Here is a 17,548-nt window from a genome sequence, read left to right on the forward strand (position 1 = left end):
CGACATAAAAAAGCGGGGCCAAGGCCCCGCTTTTTTTGACTCCGAATTTGACTCCGAAAGCCCCGGCTAGACGGTGGCGTGGCCCGCCCCCGAGGCCACAGAGACAGATGGCGGCAACAGGTTGGCCTGGATCTGCTCACGCAGTCCGGCCAGCTTTTGCAAGAGCCCGGCCTGGCCGAGCGCGGCCTCCTCTGGCCCCAGACTATCGGCCAGCGCCGGGAAGTGGTCGCTCACCGCCCGTTCAAGCCAATCGAGGCGGCGCAGGGTGAGCGGGCCGCAGCTCTTGCCGCTGAGATCGTCCTGGATATCGAGCCGATGGCTGCGATACATGTCGCGCCACCAACTGGCGGCGAGTGCCTCGTCGCTTGCCAAGGCCAACCGCCACTGCGCTTGCAGCCCTTGCAAGCGCGTCAGCACAGGCTCGCTGGCCCCCTCGCGCGTCAGGTAACGCAGCTCCTCGCTGGCCCAGCCGAGGCAAAGCTCGCGCCAATGTCGAAACAGCGGCAAGGGATCTGCCTCATCCAGCCAGAGCCCTGACAGGGTGCGGGTTTCCAGCCGCTCGGGTACGTGGAACTCAGGATCGGACAGGCCGTTTGAGTTGAATTCGTGGCGCGGATCGAAGGGCCACATGTAGCCGAAATCGAACACCGAGATCTGTTGGCCATCGTCGAGCAGGTTGCCTGGGCTCGGATCCCAGTCAAACCAGCCCCAATGAGCCAGCTCCGCCTCGACCGCCAGCATCTGTGCCAGGTTGCGTTGGTTCAACTGGCTGACCGGGGCGCCGCGCAGCCAAGGGGAGACCATGACCCCGGCCCGGGCAGAGCCGAAACAGGTGCAGACCACATGGGCGAGGATGGTGGGATGCAGCTCGCGCAGGGCCTCGATTTCACGGCGCCGCTCCAACTCGGTGAGAAAGGCGGTCTTGCCGTCGGCATTGGCCACCAGCGAGTCGTGTCTGCGCCGTTTCAAACACCAGTGATGCCCCTCCAGCTTGAGATGGAACACCTCGGCGGTGAGCCCGTGGCGATAGACCTTCAGCACTGCTGGATGTGCCTCGGTCAATTTCACCAGCTGAGTCAGTGGCAGGGGACAGTCCCGCTCACGCCCGATTTTGATCTCCTCTTTACTCTCCAGCATCTGGAGCAATCTTGCCTGACGTGCCGCAACCTTGGGATTCATACATGTACCTCCAGCCGTTATTGAGAGACTAAGCAGCAAGCCGGAAGCAGACCAGCAGCAAAGTGCCATGATGCCGTTTTCATCACAGAATCAATCCACTCACCGGATCGGGATCACAATTTGCAAGTCACGGCAGTCACACAATATTCATCTTGCCGTCATTAAATTGACTTGAAGGAACAAGCCCAGCACCATCGGGTCAAAATAGATGCAGTCGCGCTGCCGCGACCCCACCCCGCTCCAAGGATGAGCCCAATATGAATGCCCCCGTTTGTGGCCGCAGCTCCCCCCCTTCCCGGCTGGCCAATCTGCTGTTTGGTCTGCTGGCCATGCTGTTGCTGTTGACGCTGATCCTGCCGCTCATCAATCCCGGTAGCTGGCTCGGGCGTGCCCAGCCGTTGATCCTGGGGCCCGCCGATCAGCCGCTGGCCACCCTCAGCCGTCACTCCTTGCTCTACAAGAGCGACAGCCGTGGTCTCTATCTGGTGGTCCACAGTCAGTGGCAGTTGCTCAAGCCGTTGCAGGAGGGGGACAAGGTGCGGGTCGAGCTGCTCAACGACAAGGGGGAGCGCATCGATCAGCTGAGCCAGGCGGTGGAGAAGCGGCAGAAATGCCGCAAGGAGCGCTGCAGCCTGGATCTCAACAGCACCCTGCGGGCACCGGATGATGCGCTGGACAGCCGCTACCAGCTGCGCATCGGCCTGCTGCTCAAAGACAGGCCGGAGAGCGCGGAGTACAGCCAGATCCTGCAGACCCTGCCCGAGCGCGGCTTCAACCTCGGCTATCTGATGACCAGCCTGCTGCTGGTGCTGCTGGCCAGCGCGCTGGTGCTGCGGGCCCTGCTGCCACGGCTGCGCCAGAGTTACGGTGCCCGGGTGCTTGGCAGCCTGCTGCTCGGCAACCTCACCTTCGTGCTGCTGCACGGCTTCGTGGTGTTCAAACTCGGGGAGTTTCTGCTCTGGTCAGGGTTTCGGCCAGAGCACTACTACCTGGCCTGGGGCAGCATGGTGCTGGGCTGGAGTCTGTGCGCCCTGGCGGGCTTCAACCTCTACATGGGGCTGGTGTTCACGGCGCTGTCCGGCATCGGTCTGCTCGCCAACTTCATGAAGATCGCCATCTATGGGGTGCCGCTTGGCGGTGACGATCTTGGCAACCTGCTGGCGCTGGTGCACATACTGCTCGATCAACACCCGGTGTTGCCGGTGCTCGGCGTCCTGTTACTGTTGTTTGTGTGCTGGCGCTTCGCGCTGTCGCGTTGGGTACTGCGCACCATCGCCGCCACCGCGGCCTTCTTCGCACTCTGCGTGTTCGCCACCCAGACCGGCAACAAGCTGCTGGGAGCCAACGTGCGCTACGTGGACAGGGCGGTCAATTACCACCGCGACATCATCCGCGCCGGCCCCGGTCTCTATCTGTTCAACCTGGTGGACGAGATGCTGCAAAGCGGCAGCATCTTCCGCTACCCCTTGCAGATCAACGAACGCACCCCTGAACTTGGCCACCGGGAGTCCGTCCCGCCCGCCGTTGCCCAATCGACCCGCTTCGATCTGGTGATCGTGCTGCAATACGAGTCGCTCTGGCTCGACTGGCAAGGCAAAATTTGCGCCCCCGCCCCCACCCTGAGTCTGCCCGTCGGGGTGCAGCAGTGGCAGAAAACCATTCACTCTCCCACCACCGGCGGCATGACGGTGCTGGCGGAGTTCGAGATGAACACCGGCCTGCCGGTGGGGCTGCTCAAGCAGGGGGTGGTGCCCTACTACTACCTCTCCGAGCAGGTGCCTGGGCTGGCGCAGAGCGCCAAACAGAGCGGCTATCACACCCTATTCGCCCATCCCTATGTGGAAAAATTCTGGGGCCGCGCCAAGGCGATACCGGCGCTGGGCTACGAGGAGCGCTGGTTCGACACCCGCTTCACCAGCCTCGAACATAAAGGACTCTACATCTCCGACGATGCACTGATCGATCATCTACTCAAGCGCAGCGAGCAGGATGCCCAGCCGCTCTTTGCCTACGCGGTCACCATGCAGGGCCACGGCCCCTTCGATGGCGATCGCTACCAGGCCCAGCAACTCGACAAGGCCTGCCCGGATCAGAGCGCCGCCGACAAGCAGCTGCTCAACACCTACTACACCGGGGTGGTGGATGCCATGGCCTCCCTCGAGCGGCTGCTCAAGACCCTGGATCGCACCGATAAGCGCTATCTGGTGGTGGCCTTTGGCGATCATCAGCCGTTCTTGATGTCGGCGGGCAAGGGCATTCACGGTGCCAAACCGCCCCGGGATGCGCCTTACCAAATCCCTATGATGGCCTTCACCCGCGACGATGGCGCCCTCTCACTCGAGCGCCAGTTTGCGCCGGTGCGCCAGCTCTATCAGATGGGTCAGGCCACCCGCCAGCTGCTGGCCGGGGATCTCACCCCGATCCCGGAGGTGGCCCTGCTCCACCCGGTGCTGGGGGAGGAAAAAGGCTTCGATCCCTCGCCGCTGGTGCCGCAGATCCGCGCCAGTTTCCGCGCCGATGCTCTGCCCTGATGTCAACGGAGCAAACAACGATGACAAGACCGCAGATCCTTGCCATTGGCTTCAGGGCCAATGTGCGGCCCTGAAGCCAATGAAACCATGACAGTGACGAGAGAGGCCCATTTCTCTCGCCATCACCTGAAAGAGGCCGCAACTGCGGCCTCTTTTTATTCCCCCTTATCTCCCAGCCCCGACTAACGCAGCCAGGACTCCAGCAGGGTCAGGCGCTGGCTATCGAGATCCAGTTCGGCCTGGATACCCAGCGGCAAGGTCAGCATGGGGTGGGTGTGGGCGCAGTCGAACTCCGCCAGTATGGGGAAGCCGGGCTCCCCCACCACCTCCAGCAGGATGTCGAGCGGCCGCTTGCCGCTGCCCCGATCGTCAAACAGCTCGTGCTTGCCGAGGATGAGGCCACCGATGCGCTCGAACACCCCGCACAGCTTGAGGTGGGCAAAGGATCGCTCAACGGTTTCGGCGGACAGCAGGCTATCTTCCAGCAGCAGAATGTCTCCCGCCTCGATGGGCGGCATATAAGGGGAGCCCCAGATCCCATACAGGGTATTGAGGTTGCCGCCGATAAGTCTGCCCCGTACCTTGTCCGTCCCCACCGAGACGAGTCGGTTGGACTGACATTGCTTGGCGCGGGTTTGGTGTTCCCAGTCGAGCCGCTCCTCGCTCCAGTGGGCCGGCGTTGGCAACCGGTGGGGTACCTTTGCCCCACCGGCCATGCAGATCTCCCGGAACCCAGCCAGGGTCTGGTCCACCAGCGGCGGCAACTCACCGAACGAGGCCACCAGCGCCGGACCATAGAAGGTCACCAGCCCGGTCTTGGCGTGGATGCCGAGCAGCAGCGCCGTCACGTCCGAATAGCCGACGAGGATCTTGGGATCGTTTTTAAGTGCCTCGTAATCGAGATAGGGCAGCAGGGAGTTGGAATTGTTGCCGCCGATCACCGACATGATGGCGCGCACCTCTGGATCGCGAATGAGGGTATTGAGCTCCTCGGCCCGCGCCGCAATGGAGCCGGATCGCCAATGATCCTGAGCGCCGGTCAGGCTGCCGGCCCTGAGCTTGAACCCCCGAGTCGTCAGATACTCTTTGGCACGTTCGAACCGGTTTGGCGCCCAGGCGGTGGCCGCGCTGGAGGGGGAGAAAAAGCCGATGGTGTCGCCGGGTTTAAGCCCGGCGGGCTTGAGTAATGCCATGAGATACCTGCCTTGGGATGCCTACCTTGGGATGGGAATGCAGTGGCCCAGCGACCTCAGGGCCAAGTGATTAAAAACCAGTTCAGGCTCCATCCTAAGCCATGGCCGACCCGCCTCACAAGCCGCTTCAGGGTCGGTTTTTGTTTAGAAAAACCAAACAACTTGTTTGGCATTGACAGATATTCTAAACAAAAAGCGCGACCTAGAATGGCCCCACATTGTCGGCCAGCCCCGCTGGCGACCGGTTTCTCGGCATCTCCATTGCCGCTCCTTTGATGAGGTCACCATCATGATCAAGCACCCCTCTCCCAGCGCACTGGTTGTCGAAGGCGGCGCCATGCGCGGCATATTTGCCAGCGGAGTGCTGGATGCGTTCCTCGAACATGACTATCGCCCCTTCGACTTTGTGATCGGCGTGTCGGCCGGTGCCACCAACCTGCTGGCCTATCTCGCCAGCCAGCACGGTCGCAGCCACGACATCATGACCAAGCTGGCCTGCTCGCAGCGCTTCATGGATCCGCTGCGCTTCGCCAAGGGAGGCAATCTGGTGGATATTCACTGGCTCTGGCGTACCAGCTGTCGCCAGTATCCCCTCGATCTTCGTACCCTCAAGGCCAGCGCCATCCCCTTCTATGCGGTGGTCACCAATACCCTGACCGGCGAGGCACAGTACATCCGGGTCAAGCCGGAGAACATGCACGAGGTGCTGCCCGCCAGCTGCGCCATTCCCCTCGTCTCGCGGGACTATCCGCAGGTGCACGGCATCCCGATGACGGATGGCGGGGTGGCCGACTCCATTCCGGTGATCGAGGCCTATCGACGCGGGGCTCGCCAGATGACGGTGATCCTCTCCGAGCCACTGGGCTATCGGCTCAAACCCATGCCCTTCCCCTGGATGATCCGCACCCTGCTCAAGGCCCGTCCCGCCCTGGCCAAGGCGCTAGCGCAGCGGGATCGCCGCTACAACGAGGCGCTCGATTTCATCGCCAATCCGCCGGATGACTGCCAGATAGCGGTGATCGCCCCGGCAGACTATTTCCCGGTCTCCCGCTTCACCCGCAACCTCAGCAAGCTGGAGGTCGGCTATCTGATGGGCAAGTGCGCGGGTTATCAGGCGGCCCGGCTCAATTGATCCGGCCGATGGCGAGCGGCGCGAGCGCAATAAAAAAGCCGATAACGACGTTATCGGCTCTCTTCCACACCCGTAGAGGTTAAAGCACCACGGCGGTACCGCTGATGCTGACCATCAGCATGCTGCCATTTTGCCCCACCACCTCGTAGTCGATGTCGATGCCGACCACGGCGTTGGCACCGAGCGCCGCTGCCCGCTCTTTGAGCTCATCAAAAGCAATCTCGCGGGCGCGGGCCAGCTCTTTCTCATAGGCGCCGGAGCGGCCGCCGATGATGTCGCGAATGCCGGCGAACAAATCCTTGAAGATGTTGGCGCCGAGGATGGCTTCGCCTACCACTATGCCGCGGTATTCGCGAATGGTCTGGCCTTCCAGGGTGGGGGTAGTCGAGAGGATCATAAGGGCTCCTGTGGTGTGAACATCGCGCAGGTTGCGCATCTGGCGGCATGGTAACAGCGGCGCGTCAAAATCATAAGCCTGGCCACCCCATATAGGTGAACCGCAACCAAGCATATCAGGCGGTAGCAAGTGGCTGATTTGGCACCCAAACTTGTATTTATCATGACCTGGTCATAACCTTTTTACTCGTCTATACCACCATGCCCGTGTCAGTCGCAGGAGCGCAACGCAGATGATCAGGAATGATGCAAACCGGACCTTTATGAGACGACAACTGCTGCTGTTGCCATTGGGCATGCTCATGGCCGCCCCCAGCCAGGGCGCGGGTCTCTATCTGTATGAGACCGGCACCAACGATCTTGGCCTGGCGACCGCCGGCATGGCGGCCAGGGCCCAAGATGCGACGGTGCAATTCATGAATCCGGCGGGCTTGAGCCACCTCGAGGGCCGCAACCTGACCGTGGCAGGCCAGATGCTGTATGGGGATGCGCCCTACGATCTGGACGATCCGGCGCAGGAAGACATCGATACCGTGATTGGCTGGTTCCCCGGTGCCTCCTTCTACTACAGCCAGCAGCTCGACGATCGCTGGACCCTGGGCTTTGCCAGCTATGGCAACTTTGGCCTGGGCCTGGATTACGGTGACTGGGCGGGCAAGCAGCTGGTAAAAGAAGCGACCCTGATAGGCTTGACCCTGCAGCCATCGCTCGCCTACCGGATCGACGATCACTGGTCGGTCGGGGCTGGGCTTGGCATCAACTACGGCCTGTTTGCCCTCAAACGCGAGGACAGTCAGGGGGAGCAGAAGCAGGATGACACCGACTGGGCCTTCAACGCCAAGCTGGGGGTGCTGTATGAGCTCAATTCGACGACCCGCTTTGGCCTGGGTTACAGCAGCGAGATGCAGTATCACTTCGACATCGATCGCGAGGTCAGCTTCCAGCGGCCCAACCAGCCCGCCGTCAACGCAACGCTCCCCATCGCGAGCCTGGTCAACAGTCCGCAACAGCTGATGCTGAGCGGCTATCACGAGTTTGCCCCCGACTGGGCCATCATGGGCAACCTCGACTGGCAGGACTGGAGCCGCTACAACGACAACCAGGTCACCGTCTTTGACCGGCCCCTGGCAGCGGCAATCCTCTATCAAGATACCTACCACCTGGCCGCCGGAGTGCAGCACAAGCTGACCCCCCAGTGGACCCTCAATGGCGGACTGGCTTATGACAGCAGCGCCTATCGGGATCAGAACAACACCGCCCTGACGGTGCCAAGCGGTGTGGCACTGCGCCTTGGCACCGGCGCCACCTACGCCTTCAATGCGCAAGACACCCTGGGGGCCGGGTTCGAATATGTGCATGTAGAGAGCGCCAGCGTCCAGGAGGGCAGTCTCTCCGGCCACTACCCCAGCCCGGCGCTCTACTTCTTCGCCGTCAACTACAACACCCGCTTCTAAGCGCCCCAAAACCCATAGAAAAAGCCCATCAAAAAAGCCGCTCAGGGTGCGGCTTTTTCATTAAAACAGCAGAGGTGCCTAACGCAAGTAGCCACCGTGGGACAGTATGCCGTAAGCGACATAGGAGTAGCCCAGCAGCTCTATCCCCTCCTGCAGGGCGGTCTTGAATTCGAAGGCCGTGCTCATCCCCAGGATCTCGTTCCACAGCAGGGAGCCACTGCCAAACACCCGGCTGAACACCGCCACCAGCAGCAAGCCAAACAGCGTGAACAGCGCGCTGCGATGCTGCGCGAAGCGGGCGGCACCACTGAGCAAGGTGGCGCGGCCGTGACGCCAGGTATGAAGCAGGGTCACGGCGGCCAGCAACAGGGCCGGATAGATCCAGAAGCCATGCCAGATCATATCGAAAAACATGTCCAGCTCGCGGATCAGCAGGCAGCCAAAGAAGCCGGCGATGAGCCACAAGAAGGCGCGCACCTCGGGCAGGACCCGGCCCTTCCAGTACAGACCGATGACGATGGCAAGCAGCACCCCTTCCTGTAGCAATTCGGTGATGGAGATCTCCCCCACCCCGTTATGGAGCCAGCGCAGATCGAGGGCGACGGTGAGGGTCGGCACCAGAGTGAGCAGCAGCAGGAACAGGATGTCACATGCCGCCAGCAGGAGCGTGGTCAGAGGGGTTATTGGCCCCTGGAAGCCAATCTCCTCGCAAGAAGTGGTATTCACAAACGGGCCTCATCGATGGTGAGATGCAAAAAGGCCCGGGGTGAGCCGGGCCATTATCGGTATCAGTGCAGCTTCATGCTCGGGCGCAGGACCCGGTTGATGCGACCCACCAGCATGATGAGGCCGGTCTTGATGTAGCCGTGCAGGGCGACCTGGTGCATCCGGTACAAGCTGATGTAGACCATGCGCGCGAGATAGCCTTCCACCATCATGGAGCCACGCATCAGGTTGCCCATCAGGCTGCCCACGGTGGAGAAGCGGCTGAGGGAAACGAGGGAGCCGTGATCGTGATAGAGGTAGGGCTTCATCTCGCCACCGTTCATCTTGGCCAGGATGTTCTTGAACGCCTGGCTCGCCATCTGGTGGGCAGACTGGGCGCGCGGCGGCACAAACTTGCCATCCGGCTGCGGGCAGGCCGCGCAATCGCCGATCACGAAGATGTTCTCGTCACGGGTGGTCTGCAGCGTCTCTTTCACCACCAGCTGGTTGATGCGGTTGGTCTCCAGACCCGCGATGTCCTTCATGAAGTCCGGCGCCTTGATACCGGCAGCCCACACCATGAGGTCCGCTTCAATCAGCTCGCCATCCTTGGTGTGCAGCCCCTCGCTCGTGGCTTCGGTGATCATGGTGGCGGTGCGCACATCTACCCCGAGCTTGGACAGCTCCTGGTGAGCGGCGCCGCTGATGCGCTCCGGCAGGGCCGGCAGGATACGGGGGCCCGCTTCTACCAGGGTCACCTTCAGGCTGTCGGTGGTCAGATTCTTGAAGCCGTAGGCATAGAGCTGCTCTACCGCGTTATAGAGCTCGGCGGAGAGCTCGACCCCGGTGGCACCGCCGCCGACGATGGCGATCTTCACCTTGTCGCCGGGCTTATATTCGGTGGCGAACTGCAGGAAGCGGTTCATCATGCTGTTGTAGAAGCGATGGGCCTGGGAGGGGCTGTCCAGGAAGATACAGTGATCCTTGATGCCCTTGGTGTTGAAGTCGTTGGAAACAGAACCGATCGCCATCACCAGCACGTCATAAGCGACTTCCCGCTCATGCACCACCAGCTCGCCGTTCTCGTCGTGAATAGGCGCCAGCACGATGCGTTTCTCATCGCGCTTGATGTCGGTCAGGCTGCCAAGCTGGAAGTCAAAACCGTGGTTCTTGGCGTGAGACTGGTAGCTCAAAGCATCGATGCCCGCATCCATGGAGCCGGTGGCCACTTCGTGCAGCAGGGGTTTCCACAGGTGGGTGCGATTGCGATCGACCAGGGTGACCTTGGCCTTGTTCTTCTTGCCCAGCTTGCGGCCCAGGCTGGTCGCGAGCTCGAGACCGCCGGCGCCACCACCTACAACGACAATATTCATCATGATAATTTCCCTTGGTTCCTCAAAACGAAAGGGAGCCATTGGCTCCCTAAAACGAAATCGGTTGACGTGATGGTTCAAGCTTCCTTGAAGGCCTTCATCCGCTGCAGATGATACGAGATATTCTTGAATTTGTGAGTCTCGTGCTCATCCCATACGATGTCGTAATAGTTCTTCAATTCACGTTCAGTGTCCCGATTATCGCGGATTTCATCCTGAACGGAAAGGATGCACAGGCAGTTTCCTGAATTTTTATTACGAAATTCGGTTACACACTTGGTGCCGATGTCGTCGTACTCTTCCGGCCGGTCGATCTTGCCCTGCATGTTCTCCGCCGGGTTGAGATTGGGGTTGAAGATCACCTGCTTGATGCCGCACAGGAAGCCGATCCGCTCGCTCCAGTAGCCACCGAGCCCGACGCCGCAGATGAGGGGCTTGGGGTCCGTGCTCATGTCGAGTTGCTTCTTCACTTCCTTGAGCAGATGGCTCATGTCATGGCGGGGATGAACCGTGCTGTAGTGCACGAAGCGCACATCATCATCGATAAACTGCAACTGCAGCACTTTCTCATGATTGCCGGGGCTGGTGGCATCAAAGCCATGCAGATAGATGATCATGGATAAGACCTCGGAAACTGTGTCGGTTCTATCGAAACTACTCCAGCGGCGGGCCCATGCGCCACCACAACATCCAACTTTCTTGCTTTGGATCACGCCCCCGGCCGCCATAAAACGCATTTCATCCGGTGTTTATGACGCTTCGCGGACAAATCGGCCCTGTTGGAGCGCCGCCGGCACAGCCCGACAAAAGAAATCCCGCCATCTCGGCGGGACCTCGTTCTGTGTAACAAATCGCCGGGCCTCAGCCCTGCGTCTGCTCGAAACGCGTCACCGCCTCGGCCACCAGCGCCAGACTGCCCTGCCAGAAGGCCGCCTCGCGAATATCCTGCCCCAGGTGTTTCTCCACCAGCGCCTCTGCGCTCATGCGGCCGGTGTCGCGCAGCAGGGCGCGATAGGCCTGGGCCACATCCGTTTCTCCTGCGGCCTTGCGGCTCATCAGCTGGTGATAGACTCCGAGGCTAAACAGGTAGCCAAACAGGTAGGGATAGTTATAAAAGCCGAGTCCGGCGATGGAGAAGTGCGCCTTGGCGGCCCAGAACATGGGGTGATAGCGGCTGAGGCTGCCCTCATACCAGCGGCCCCAGGCCTCGTCCGTCATGGCCTTGAGCCGCTCGGCCGAGACATAGCCCTGCTCGCGAGCCGTCACCAGCGCCCGTTCGAAGTCAAAACGGGCCGGAATATTGACCAGGAAGGTGGCGGCGCCATCGGCCTCGGCCCAGGCGATGGCCTGGCGCTGCTCCGGACTGTCGGCCTGCTCGAACAAGGCGCTGCGCACCAGCGTCTCGGCGAAGATGGAGGCGGTTTCCGCCAGGGTCATGGGGTAGCTGCGCTGGCTCATGGGCAGATCGCGAATGAGCCAGTTGTGCCAGGCATGGCCCAGCTCGTGGGCCAGGGTGATGACGTTGTCCATGGTGCCGGCGTAGGTGATGAAGACCCGTGGCTCCACCGGATCGGCAAACTTGGTGCAATAGGCACCGGTGCGCCGGTTCGGGGTGGGCGCCGCGTCGATCCAGCCGCGTTCGGCCATCATGCGGGCAAACGCCCCCATCTCGGGATCGAAGCGGGCGAAAGCCTCGGCGATGAGCTCGATGGCCTCCTCGAAGGAGATGACCCGACTGATCGCGGCCGGGGGCGGCGCGAACAAGTCCTCCGGCCCAAGGTCCGAGATGCCGAGCTTGCCGGCCATCAGCGCCAGCGCGCGCTGGCCCAGTCCGCGGGCCTGATAGGTCTCGGCCATCAGGGTATCCAGGGTGGCGCGCTCGATGTGACTCTGGTGGCAGGAGAGATCCAGGGCATCCAGCAACCGCAGCTTGCCACGCTGACGCGCCAGCTCGAGGCGCCAGCCATTCAAGGCGTTGAGAATGGCGGCCACCGTCTCCTGCTCCCCCGCCCAGGCGGCGCTGATGGCATCGAACGCCTCACGGCGCAGGGCCCTGTCCGGGCTCGACAGCAGGTTGCTCGCCTCGGCCAGCCCCCGCTCCTGTCCGGCGATGGTCAGGCGAATTTTACCCACCAGATCGTTGTAGAGGTTGCCCCAGCCGTGCAGGCCATCGGTGCCAAGCCCTATCACCAACTGCTCCGCCTCCACCGGCAGGCGCTGATCCTGCAACCGGCGCTCATGGCGCAGACGGTAATCCTCTTCGCCGAGCAGGGGATCCTGCATCAGCTGCTCAAACTCGGGCGCTGGTAGCCCCAGCATCAAGTCTTCCACCGGCGCCAGGGTCTTGAACAGATCCGCATTGAGGGCGCGGGCGCGAGAGGCCAGCTGCTTGGCCAGCGCATCCCTGGCATCCTGACTGCCCTGTGAGGCCGCCAGCACCGAGATGTTCCAGCCGATGTTGCGAATGCGCTGGGCACGCAGGCGTACCTCGCGCAGGAAATCCCGCAGGGCATCGGCTTGCTCACGCACCGCCGCCAGCCCCTCGATGAAGCTGGCAAGCTCGGCGAGGCTGGCGCGGGCCAGGCTCATGTCCGCCTCCAGCACGCTGCTGTCGAGGGAGGGGTAGATATGCTGGTTGTGCCACTGCTGTGGGTAGGCTCGTTGTTGCATCGGACGCTCGTGTTGACTCGTTATCAAGCGACGGGACTGGCCCGTCATAGCATGGGGTGGCCACCATAAAGGGCCACGAATAAAAGCCACTATGAAAATGGACTACGCCAACCGCTCGAGGCGGCCGAACGCCTCTGCGACAGGGTGCTGACTCTCCGGCCTGCTCAGGGGCGGGTTTATCACACCAGCCGTTCGAGGCGGCTGATCGCCTCCTCCACCTGATGCAGGCTCTCCTGCCAGAAGGCGGGCTCGCGAATGTCGACTCCCAGGTGCTTCTCCACCAGATCCTCGGCGCTCATGCGGCCGGTGTCACGCAGCAGCGCCCGGTAGGCCGGGGCAAACTCCGCCCCGGTCCGCGCCTTCTGGGCATGGAGCCCCAGGCTGAGCAGGTAGCCAAACAGATAGGGGTAGTTGTAAAAACCGCACTCGGCGAGGGAAAAGTGGCACTTGCTGGCCCAGAACAGCTCGTCATATTGACTGAGGCTGTCACCATACCACTGCTCCCTGGCAGATTTCATCATGGCGCTGAGCTGGCTCGCCCCCACATAGCCCTGCCCTCGCGCCGTCGCCAGCACCCGCTCGAACTGGAAGCGTGACGGAATGTCGAGCAGCATGCTGGCGGCCCGATCCCCTTCCATCCAGGCGATGTCCCGGCGCAGCTCCCGGGTCTCCGTGCGCTCGTACAGCGCCTCCCGTACCAGGGTCTCGGCAAACAGGGAGGCCGTCTCGGCCAGCGTGATGGGGTAATCCCGCTGTGCCAGCGGCAAATCACGCAGCAACCAGCCGTGCCAGGCGTGGCCGAGCTCATGGGCCAGGCTGATGACGTTGTCCAGGGTGCCCTCGAAGGTGAGAAACACCCGCGGCTCGGCGGGATGGGCATATTCGTTGCTGTAGGCGCCGCTGCGCCTGTGCTCGCTCGGGTTGGCATCAATCCAGCCCCGCTCGACCATCATCTGCACGAAGGCCCCCATCTCGGGATCGAAACTGGCGAAGGCATCCGTTACCAGGGCGAGGGCCTGCTCCGCACTGATAGCGACCGAACTCGTCGCCGGGGGCGGCGCATAGAGATCCCAGGGGGCGAAATCCGCTATCCCCTGGGCGCTGGCCATGGCCTGCAAGGCCCGCCTGCCCAACGTCTTGTGGGCCTCAACCTCCCCCATCAGCGTCTCCAGCGTGATGCGCTCGAGATGACCCTGATGACAAGAAACGTCCAGCGCATCGAGCAGCCGCTGCTTGCCGCGCTGGGCGGCGAGCTCGTTGCGCCAGCCGTTGATGGCATTCAAGATTGCCGCCACCGTCTCCTGCTCCCCGGCCCAGGCAGCCTGGATGCCGTGCCAGGCCTGGGCACGCCGCACTCTGTCCGGGTGGGACAGCAGATTGTCCGCCTGCGCCAGCCCCATGGCTTCCCCCTCCACCAGGGGGCAAAGCCGGCCCACCAGGCCGTCGTAGAGATCTCCCCAGGCTTGCAGGCCGTCCACCCCGAGCGCCTCTATCAACTGCTCGGACTCGAGCGACAGGCGCTGCTCCTGCAGGCGGCGGGCGTGGCGAATGGCATAGGCCTGCTCGAACAGCTCGGGATCTTGCAGCAAGAGCCGCAGCTGCGGCTCGGGCAGATTCACCCAGAACAGGTCCACCGGTTTGATGAGCTGAGCCAGGCTGGCCTGCAACCGCTGAGCACGCGAGAGCAGCCGCTTGGCAGGCTCATCGCGGCCATTGCGGCTCAGCCGGTTGTAGCCGTAGACCCGGGCATTATGGGCCAGCCGCGTCACCTCATCGGCCTGCCCCCCAATGGCGCGCAGCAGGTGGCGCAGCCCGTTGATCTCTCGGGTCGCGGGCAGCTCGGTAAGCAATGGGCTCAGGGTGGCAAGCAGGTGTTCGGCGTGGTGAAAATCGGCGTCGACGGCCGGGCAGTCGGGGGCGGCATAGATGTGATCATCCTGCCAGACGAGTGGAGTCATAACTTTCCTTGTTGGTTTGCGTCCAAATCGGGTGGCGCCGCCTCTGTGGGCAGTCGCCGCCAAATAGTACGAAGGGGGCTGGCGATTGCCTAGCCCCCATCCTGGTCAACAAAGAGGACAATCCATGGGGGATGTGACGGCCCCTGTCGGTCGGGGTCACACTCACCCAAGGCGTCGTTATTTGGCGGGTTTTAGCTTACTCACCAGGGTCATGGCCAGCACCAGCACCAGACCCGCCAGCACCCCCACCAGGGCGTTGAGCAGGGTCGGCGTCACGGCGGCAAGCACAGCGCCCACCCCGGCCAGGGGAGCCAGGCTCGCAGCAAATCCTTCGATGAGGTGATGAACGAAGGGCCAGCCGTGGACCAGGATGCCGCCACCGACCATGAACATGGCGATGGTGCCGACCAGAGCCAGCAGGTGCATCAAACGGGGCGCCGTCGCCAGCAACCCCCGCCCAACCGCCCGGCGCAGAGCGCCACCATCCGGTTTTTGCAGCAGGTGCAGGCCGATGTCGTCGAGCTTGACGATGAGCCCCACCAGACCGTAGACCCCGATCGTCATCAGCAGGGCGATGCCCGCCACCACCGAGATCTGCAGACCTAGGCTGGTGCCCTGCACAGTGCCAAGGGCGATAACGATGATCTCGGCGGAGAGGATGAAATCGGTGCGAATGGCCCCCTTGATCTTCTGTTGCTCGTAGGCGTGCAGATCGTCCGGGATGGCCGCCGCCTTTTCCCCCTCGGCCTCGTGAGGCAGAAACTTGTGAGCCAGCTTCTCCGCCCCCTCGAAGCAGAGGTAGGCACCTCCCAACATCAGCAAGGGGGTGATGAGCCAGGGCACCAGCACGCTGATGGCGATGGCCGCCGGCACTAAAATGAGCTTGTTGCGAAACGACCCCTTGGCCACCGCCCACACCACCGGCAGCTCCCGCTCCGCCCGTACCCCGGAGACCTGCTCGGCGTTGAGGGCGAGATCGTCCCCCAGCACCCCGGCGGTCTTCTTGGCCGCAGTCTTGGTCATCAACGCCACGTCATCGAGCACGCTGGCAATGTCATCGAGCAGGGCCAACAAACTGGTTCCGGCCATATCAAGCATTCCTCATATCGGTAGCGAGACAGTCCCTCGATATCCAGACGCGCGCCTTGGTAATCTGCGCCACGGCGTCGAGCAGTGGCAACAAAGGGGCTCCGGGCATCATGGAGACTTCCTCATTTCGGGCAAAAGATGGCACAGTGTAGCGAGAAGCCGCCGTTTCGGCAGCACCCATGACAGGGTCAATTGGCCTTGTTCCCCCATGAGCCCTCTTGTCTCAAGGAGTTTCCATGCAGCCCTGGCAACCTTTACTCGATTTCTGGTTTGGCGATGACGCCGACGACAGCACCCGCGCCAAGCGCCAATCCCCGCTCTGGTGGGGAAAGAGTGACGAGACCGATGCTCTGCTCGAAAACCGCTTCGGTGAACTGGCCGAGGCCGCCGCCACAGGCGCGCTGGATGCCTGGGCCGAGGTGCCCGCCGGACGGCTCGCGCTGATCCTGCTGCTGGATCAGCTGCCGCGCAACATCCATCGGGGTACCCCGGGTGCCTTCGCCCAGGATGCCAAGGCGCGGGAGCTTTGCCTGAAGGGGCTGGTGCTGGGGGCGGATCAGGCGCTCTCGCCCCTTGGCCGGGTCTTCTTCTACCTGCCCCTCGAACATACGGAATCGCGCGAGCAACAGGCCAGGAGCGTGGCCCTGTTCGAGGCGCTGGCGGCCGAGCAGGCCAGCGCGCCTGCCAGCACCACCTTCGAGGGTTTTGCGGATTTCGCCCGCCGCCACCAGGTGATCGTCGAGCGCTTCGGCCGTTTCCCCCATCGCAACGCCATTCTGGGCCGCACCGACCAAGGGGAAGAGACCGCCTTCTTGCAGCAGCCCGGTTCGGGATTCTAGGTCGGCGGCAGTGTGCCAAAACATAAAAAAACGGGCCAACTGGCCCGTTTCTTATTGCGACATAGTCTCTCAATGCTAAGAGCAAAGCGTCAGGCCGCCTCGGCCAGGGTCTCTTCCTCTTTCTTCTGATAGGCCTGGGGCGAGAGTCCCAGCAGCTCCTGCACGGTGGAGGCCACGGTGATGGAGGAGAGCGTCCCCACCAGGATGCCGGCGAACAGGGTGAAGGAGAAGCCGTAGAGTGCATCGCCGCCAAACAGCAGCAAGGCGCCTACGGTAAAGAGCGTGGTGCCCGAGGTGATCATGGTGCGACTGAAGGTAGCCTTGATGGCCACGTCCGAACATTCGTGGATCCCCATCTGGGTGCGCGAGCTGAGCAGGTCCCGCAACCTGTCAGAGATGACGATGCTGTCGTTGAGCGAATACCCAATCACCGCCATCAAACCGGCAATCACGTTGAGGTCAAACTCGATGTTAAACAGCGCCAGCAGCCCCATCGCCACCAGGCCGTCGTGCAGTACCGACACCAGGATGCCAATAGCCTGGCGCCACTCGAAGCGCACCGCCAGATAACCGGAGATGGCCAGGGACGCCACCAGCACCGCCAGCATGCCCTGCTGGAACAGCTCGGCGCCCACCTGAGGCCCGACTATGGTGGTGCGCAGCAGCTCTACCGGCAGGTTCAGCTGCTGACCCAGCATGGTCGCCAGCTCCTCGGCCGGCCAGGGCAGCTCGTGGGGCGGCAGCTTGATCAGCCACTCCCCCGGGATACCGGCGCCGCTCAGCTCCACCGCCCCCGCCAGGGGAGCGCTCAGCAGGGCGTTGAGCTCATGGGCCTCCTTCAGGGTCTGGATACGAAACTCCAGCAGGATGCCGCCGGTGAAGTCGAGCCCGAGCGACAGGCCGTTGATGGCCAGCACGGCGATGCTGGCCACGGTCAGCAGCACGGACATCCACAAACCAATGTAACGCCAGCGGGTCAGGCCCATGGCAACGATCATTCTCAGCATTGTTCTACCCTCGGCAACAGAT

General features: G+C 62.5%; 14 protein-coding genes. 4 read left to right on the forward strand and 10 right to left on the reverse strand.

Annotated elements, in window-relative coordinates; all coding sequences use genetic code 11:
• Positions 1-66: 66 nt before the first annotated feature.
• The gene (locus tag BN1137_RS09490; protein WP_050718362.1) at positions 67-1,179 is read right to left on the reverse strand and encodes a protein kinase family protein; all 1,113 of its coding nucleotides are present in this window, start codon (positions 1,177-1,179) and stop codon (positions 67-69) included.
• Positions 1,180-1,436: 257 nt separating this feature from the next.
• Here BN1137_RS09490 and BN1137_RS09495 point away from each other — a divergent pair, with 257 nt between their 5' ends.
• Positions 1,437-3,710, forward strand: coding sequence for an LTA synthase family protein (locus BN1137_RS09495; protein WP_050718363.1), 2,274 nt, complete (start codon positions 1,437-1,439; stop codon positions 3,708-3,710).
• A 182-nt stretch (positions 3,711-3,892) separates the two neighbouring features.
• Here BN1137_RS09495 and BN1137_RS09500 read toward each other — a convergent pair whose 3' ends face one another.
• Complete coding sequence (locus BN1137_RS09500; protein WP_050718364.1) at positions 3,893-4,903, reverse strand: S66 family peptidase; 1,011 nt, start codon at positions 4,901-4,903, stop codon at positions 3,893-3,895.
• A 289-nt stretch (positions 4,904-5,192) separates the two neighbouring features.
• On the opposite strand from BN1137_RS09500, the gene BN1137_RS09505 reads away from it, so the two are divergent.
• Positions 5,193-6,035, forward strand: a complete 843-nt coding sequence (locus BN1137_RS09505) for a patatin-like phospholipase family protein (protein ID WP_050718365.1) — start codon at positions 5,193-5,195, stop codon at positions 6,033-6,035.
• Between the two features lie 79 nt (positions 6,036-6,114).
• On the opposite strand, the gene BN1137_RS09510 is transcribed toward BN1137_RS09505, so the two are convergent.
• Positions 6,115-6,432: a heavy metal-binding domain-containing protein gene (locus BN1137_RS09510; protein WP_050718366.1), complete on the reverse strand. Its 318-nt coding sequence runs from the start codon at positions 6,430-6,432 to the stop codon at positions 6,115-6,117.
• 262 nt (positions 6,433-6,694) lie between these two features.
• On the opposite strand from BN1137_RS09510, the gene BN1137_RS09515 reads away from it, so the two are divergent.
• Positions 6,695-7,885, forward strand: coding sequence for an OmpP1/FadL family transporter (locus BN1137_RS09515; RefSeq protein ID WP_083443425.1), 1,191 nt, complete (start codon positions 6,695-6,697; stop codon positions 7,883-7,885).
• Positions 7,886-7,963: 78 nt separating this feature from the next.
• On the opposite strand, the gene BN1137_RS09520 is transcribed toward BN1137_RS09515, so the two are convergent.
• The 6 genes from BN1137_RS09520 to BN1137_RS09545 form a co-directional block, all read right to left on the reverse strand.
• Positions 7,964-8,611 carry a hypothetical protein gene (locus tag BN1137_RS09520; protein ID WP_050718367.1) on the reverse strand — a complete coding sequence of 216 codons (648 nt, stop codon included), beginning with the start codon at positions 8,609-8,611 and terminating at the stop codon, positions 7,964-7,966.
• Between the two features lie 62 nt (positions 8,612-8,673).
• On the reverse strand, positions 8,674-9,966 hold the full coding sequence (locus BN1137_RS09525) for an NAD(P)/FAD-dependent oxidoreductase (RefSeq protein WP_050718368.1): 1,293 nt from the start codon (positions 9,964-9,966) through the stop codon (positions 8,674-8,676).
• Positions 9,967-10,040: 74 nt separating this feature from the next.
• Positions 10,041-10,580 (reverse strand): alpha/beta hydrolase YcfP, encoded by a 540-nt coding sequence (gene ycfP / locus BN1137_RS09530; RefSeq protein ID WP_050718369.1) that lies wholly within the window; start codon positions 10,578-10,580, stop codon positions 10,041-10,043.
• Positions 10,581-10,824: 244 nt separating this feature from the next.
• Positions 10,825-12,633 (reverse strand): M3 family oligoendopeptidase, encoded by a 1,809-nt coding sequence (locus tag BN1137_RS09535; protein WP_050718370.1) that lies wholly within the window; start codon positions 12,631-12,633, stop codon positions 10,825-10,827.
• A gap of 179 nt (positions 12,634-12,812) precedes the next feature.
• A complete protein-coding gene (locus tag BN1137_RS09540; RefSeq protein WP_050718371.1) occupies positions 12,813-14,591 on the reverse strand; it encodes a M3 family oligoendopeptidase in 1,779 nt (592 codons plus the stop codon).
• Between the two features lie 177 nt (positions 14,592-14,768).
• Positions 14,769-15,680 (reverse strand): DUF808 domain-containing protein, encoded by a 912-nt coding sequence (locus BN1137_RS09545; RefSeq protein ID WP_050718372.1) that lies wholly within the window; start codon positions 15,678-15,680, stop codon positions 14,769-14,771.
• Between the two features lie 236 nt (positions 15,681-15,916).
• Between BN1137_RS09545 and BN1137_RS09550 the strand changes: the two genes are divergently transcribed.
• Positions 15,917-16,519, forward strand: a complete 603-nt coding sequence (locus BN1137_RS09550; RefSeq protein ID WP_050718373.1) for a DUF924 family protein — start codon at positions 15,917-15,919, stop codon at positions 16,517-16,519.
• Positions 16,520-16,608: 89 nt separating this feature from the next.
• Here BN1137_RS09550 and secF read toward each other — a convergent pair whose 3' ends face one another.
• Positions 16,609-17,526, reverse strand: coding sequence for a protein translocase subunit SecF (gene secF, locus BN1137_RS09555; RefSeq protein WP_198150621.1), 918 nt, complete (start codon positions 17,524-17,526; stop codon positions 16,609-16,611).
• Between the last annotated feature and the right edge of the window lie 22 nt (positions 17,527-17,548).

The sequence above is a fragment of the Aeromonas tecta genome (assembly GCF_000820185.1).
Taxonomy (GTDB): domain Bacteria; phylum Pseudomonadota; class Gammaproteobacteria; order Enterobacterales; family Aeromonadaceae; genus Aeromonas; species Aeromonas tecta.

Bases quoted from the DNA above. Each gene is read 5' to 3' on its own strand.
- BN1137_RS09490 (WP_050718362.1), bottom strand. From the start codon at position 1,179: ATGAATCCCAAGGTTGCGGCACGTCAGGCAAGATTGCTCCAGATGCTG.
- BN1137_RS09495 (WP_050718363.1), top strand. From the start codon at position 1,437: ATGAATGCCCCCGTTTGTGGCCGCAGCTCCCCCCCTTCCCGGCTGGCC.
- BN1137_RS09500 (WP_050718364.1), bottom strand. From the start codon at position 4,903: ATGGCATTACTCAAGCCCGCCGGGCTTAAACCCGGCGACACCATCGGC.
- BN1137_RS09505 (WP_050718365.1), top strand. From the start codon at position 5,193: ATGATCAAGCACCCCTCTCCCAGCGCACTGGTTGTCGAAGGCGGCGCC.
- BN1137_RS09510 (WP_050718366.1), bottom strand. From the start codon at position 6,432: ATGATCCTCTCGACTACCCCCACCCTGGAAGGCCAGACCATTCGCGAA.
- BN1137_RS09515 (WP_083443425.1), top strand. From the start codon at position 6,695: ATGAGACGACAACTGCTGCTGTTGCCATTGGGCATGCTCATGGCCGCC.
- BN1137_RS09525 (WP_050718368.1), bottom strand. From the start codon at position 9,966: ATGATGAATATTGTCGTTGTAGGTGGTGGCGCCGGCGGTCTCGAGCTC.
- ycfP (WP_050718369.1), bottom strand. From the start codon at position 10,580: ATGATCATCTATCTGCATGGCTTTGATGCCACCAGCCCCGGCAATCAT.
- BN1137_RS09535 (WP_050718370.1), bottom strand. From the start codon at position 12,633: ATGCAACAACGAGCCTACCCACAGCAGTGGCACAACCAGCATATCTAC.
- BN1137_RS09540 (WP_050718371.1), bottom strand. From the start codon at position 14,591: ATGACTCCACTCGTCTGGCAGGATGATCACATCTATGCCGCCCCCGAC.
- BN1137_RS09545 (WP_050718372.1), bottom strand. From the start codon at position 15,680: ATGGCCGGAACCAGTTTGTTGGCCCTGCTCGATGACATTGCCAGCGTG.
- BN1137_RS09550 (WP_050718373.1), top strand. From the start codon at position 15,917: ATGCAGCCCTGGCAACCTTTACTCGATTTCTGGTTTGGCGATGACGCC.
- secF (WP_198150621.1), bottom strand. From the start codon at position 17,526: ATGCTGAGAATGATCGTTGCCATGGGCCTGACCCGCTGGCGTTACATT.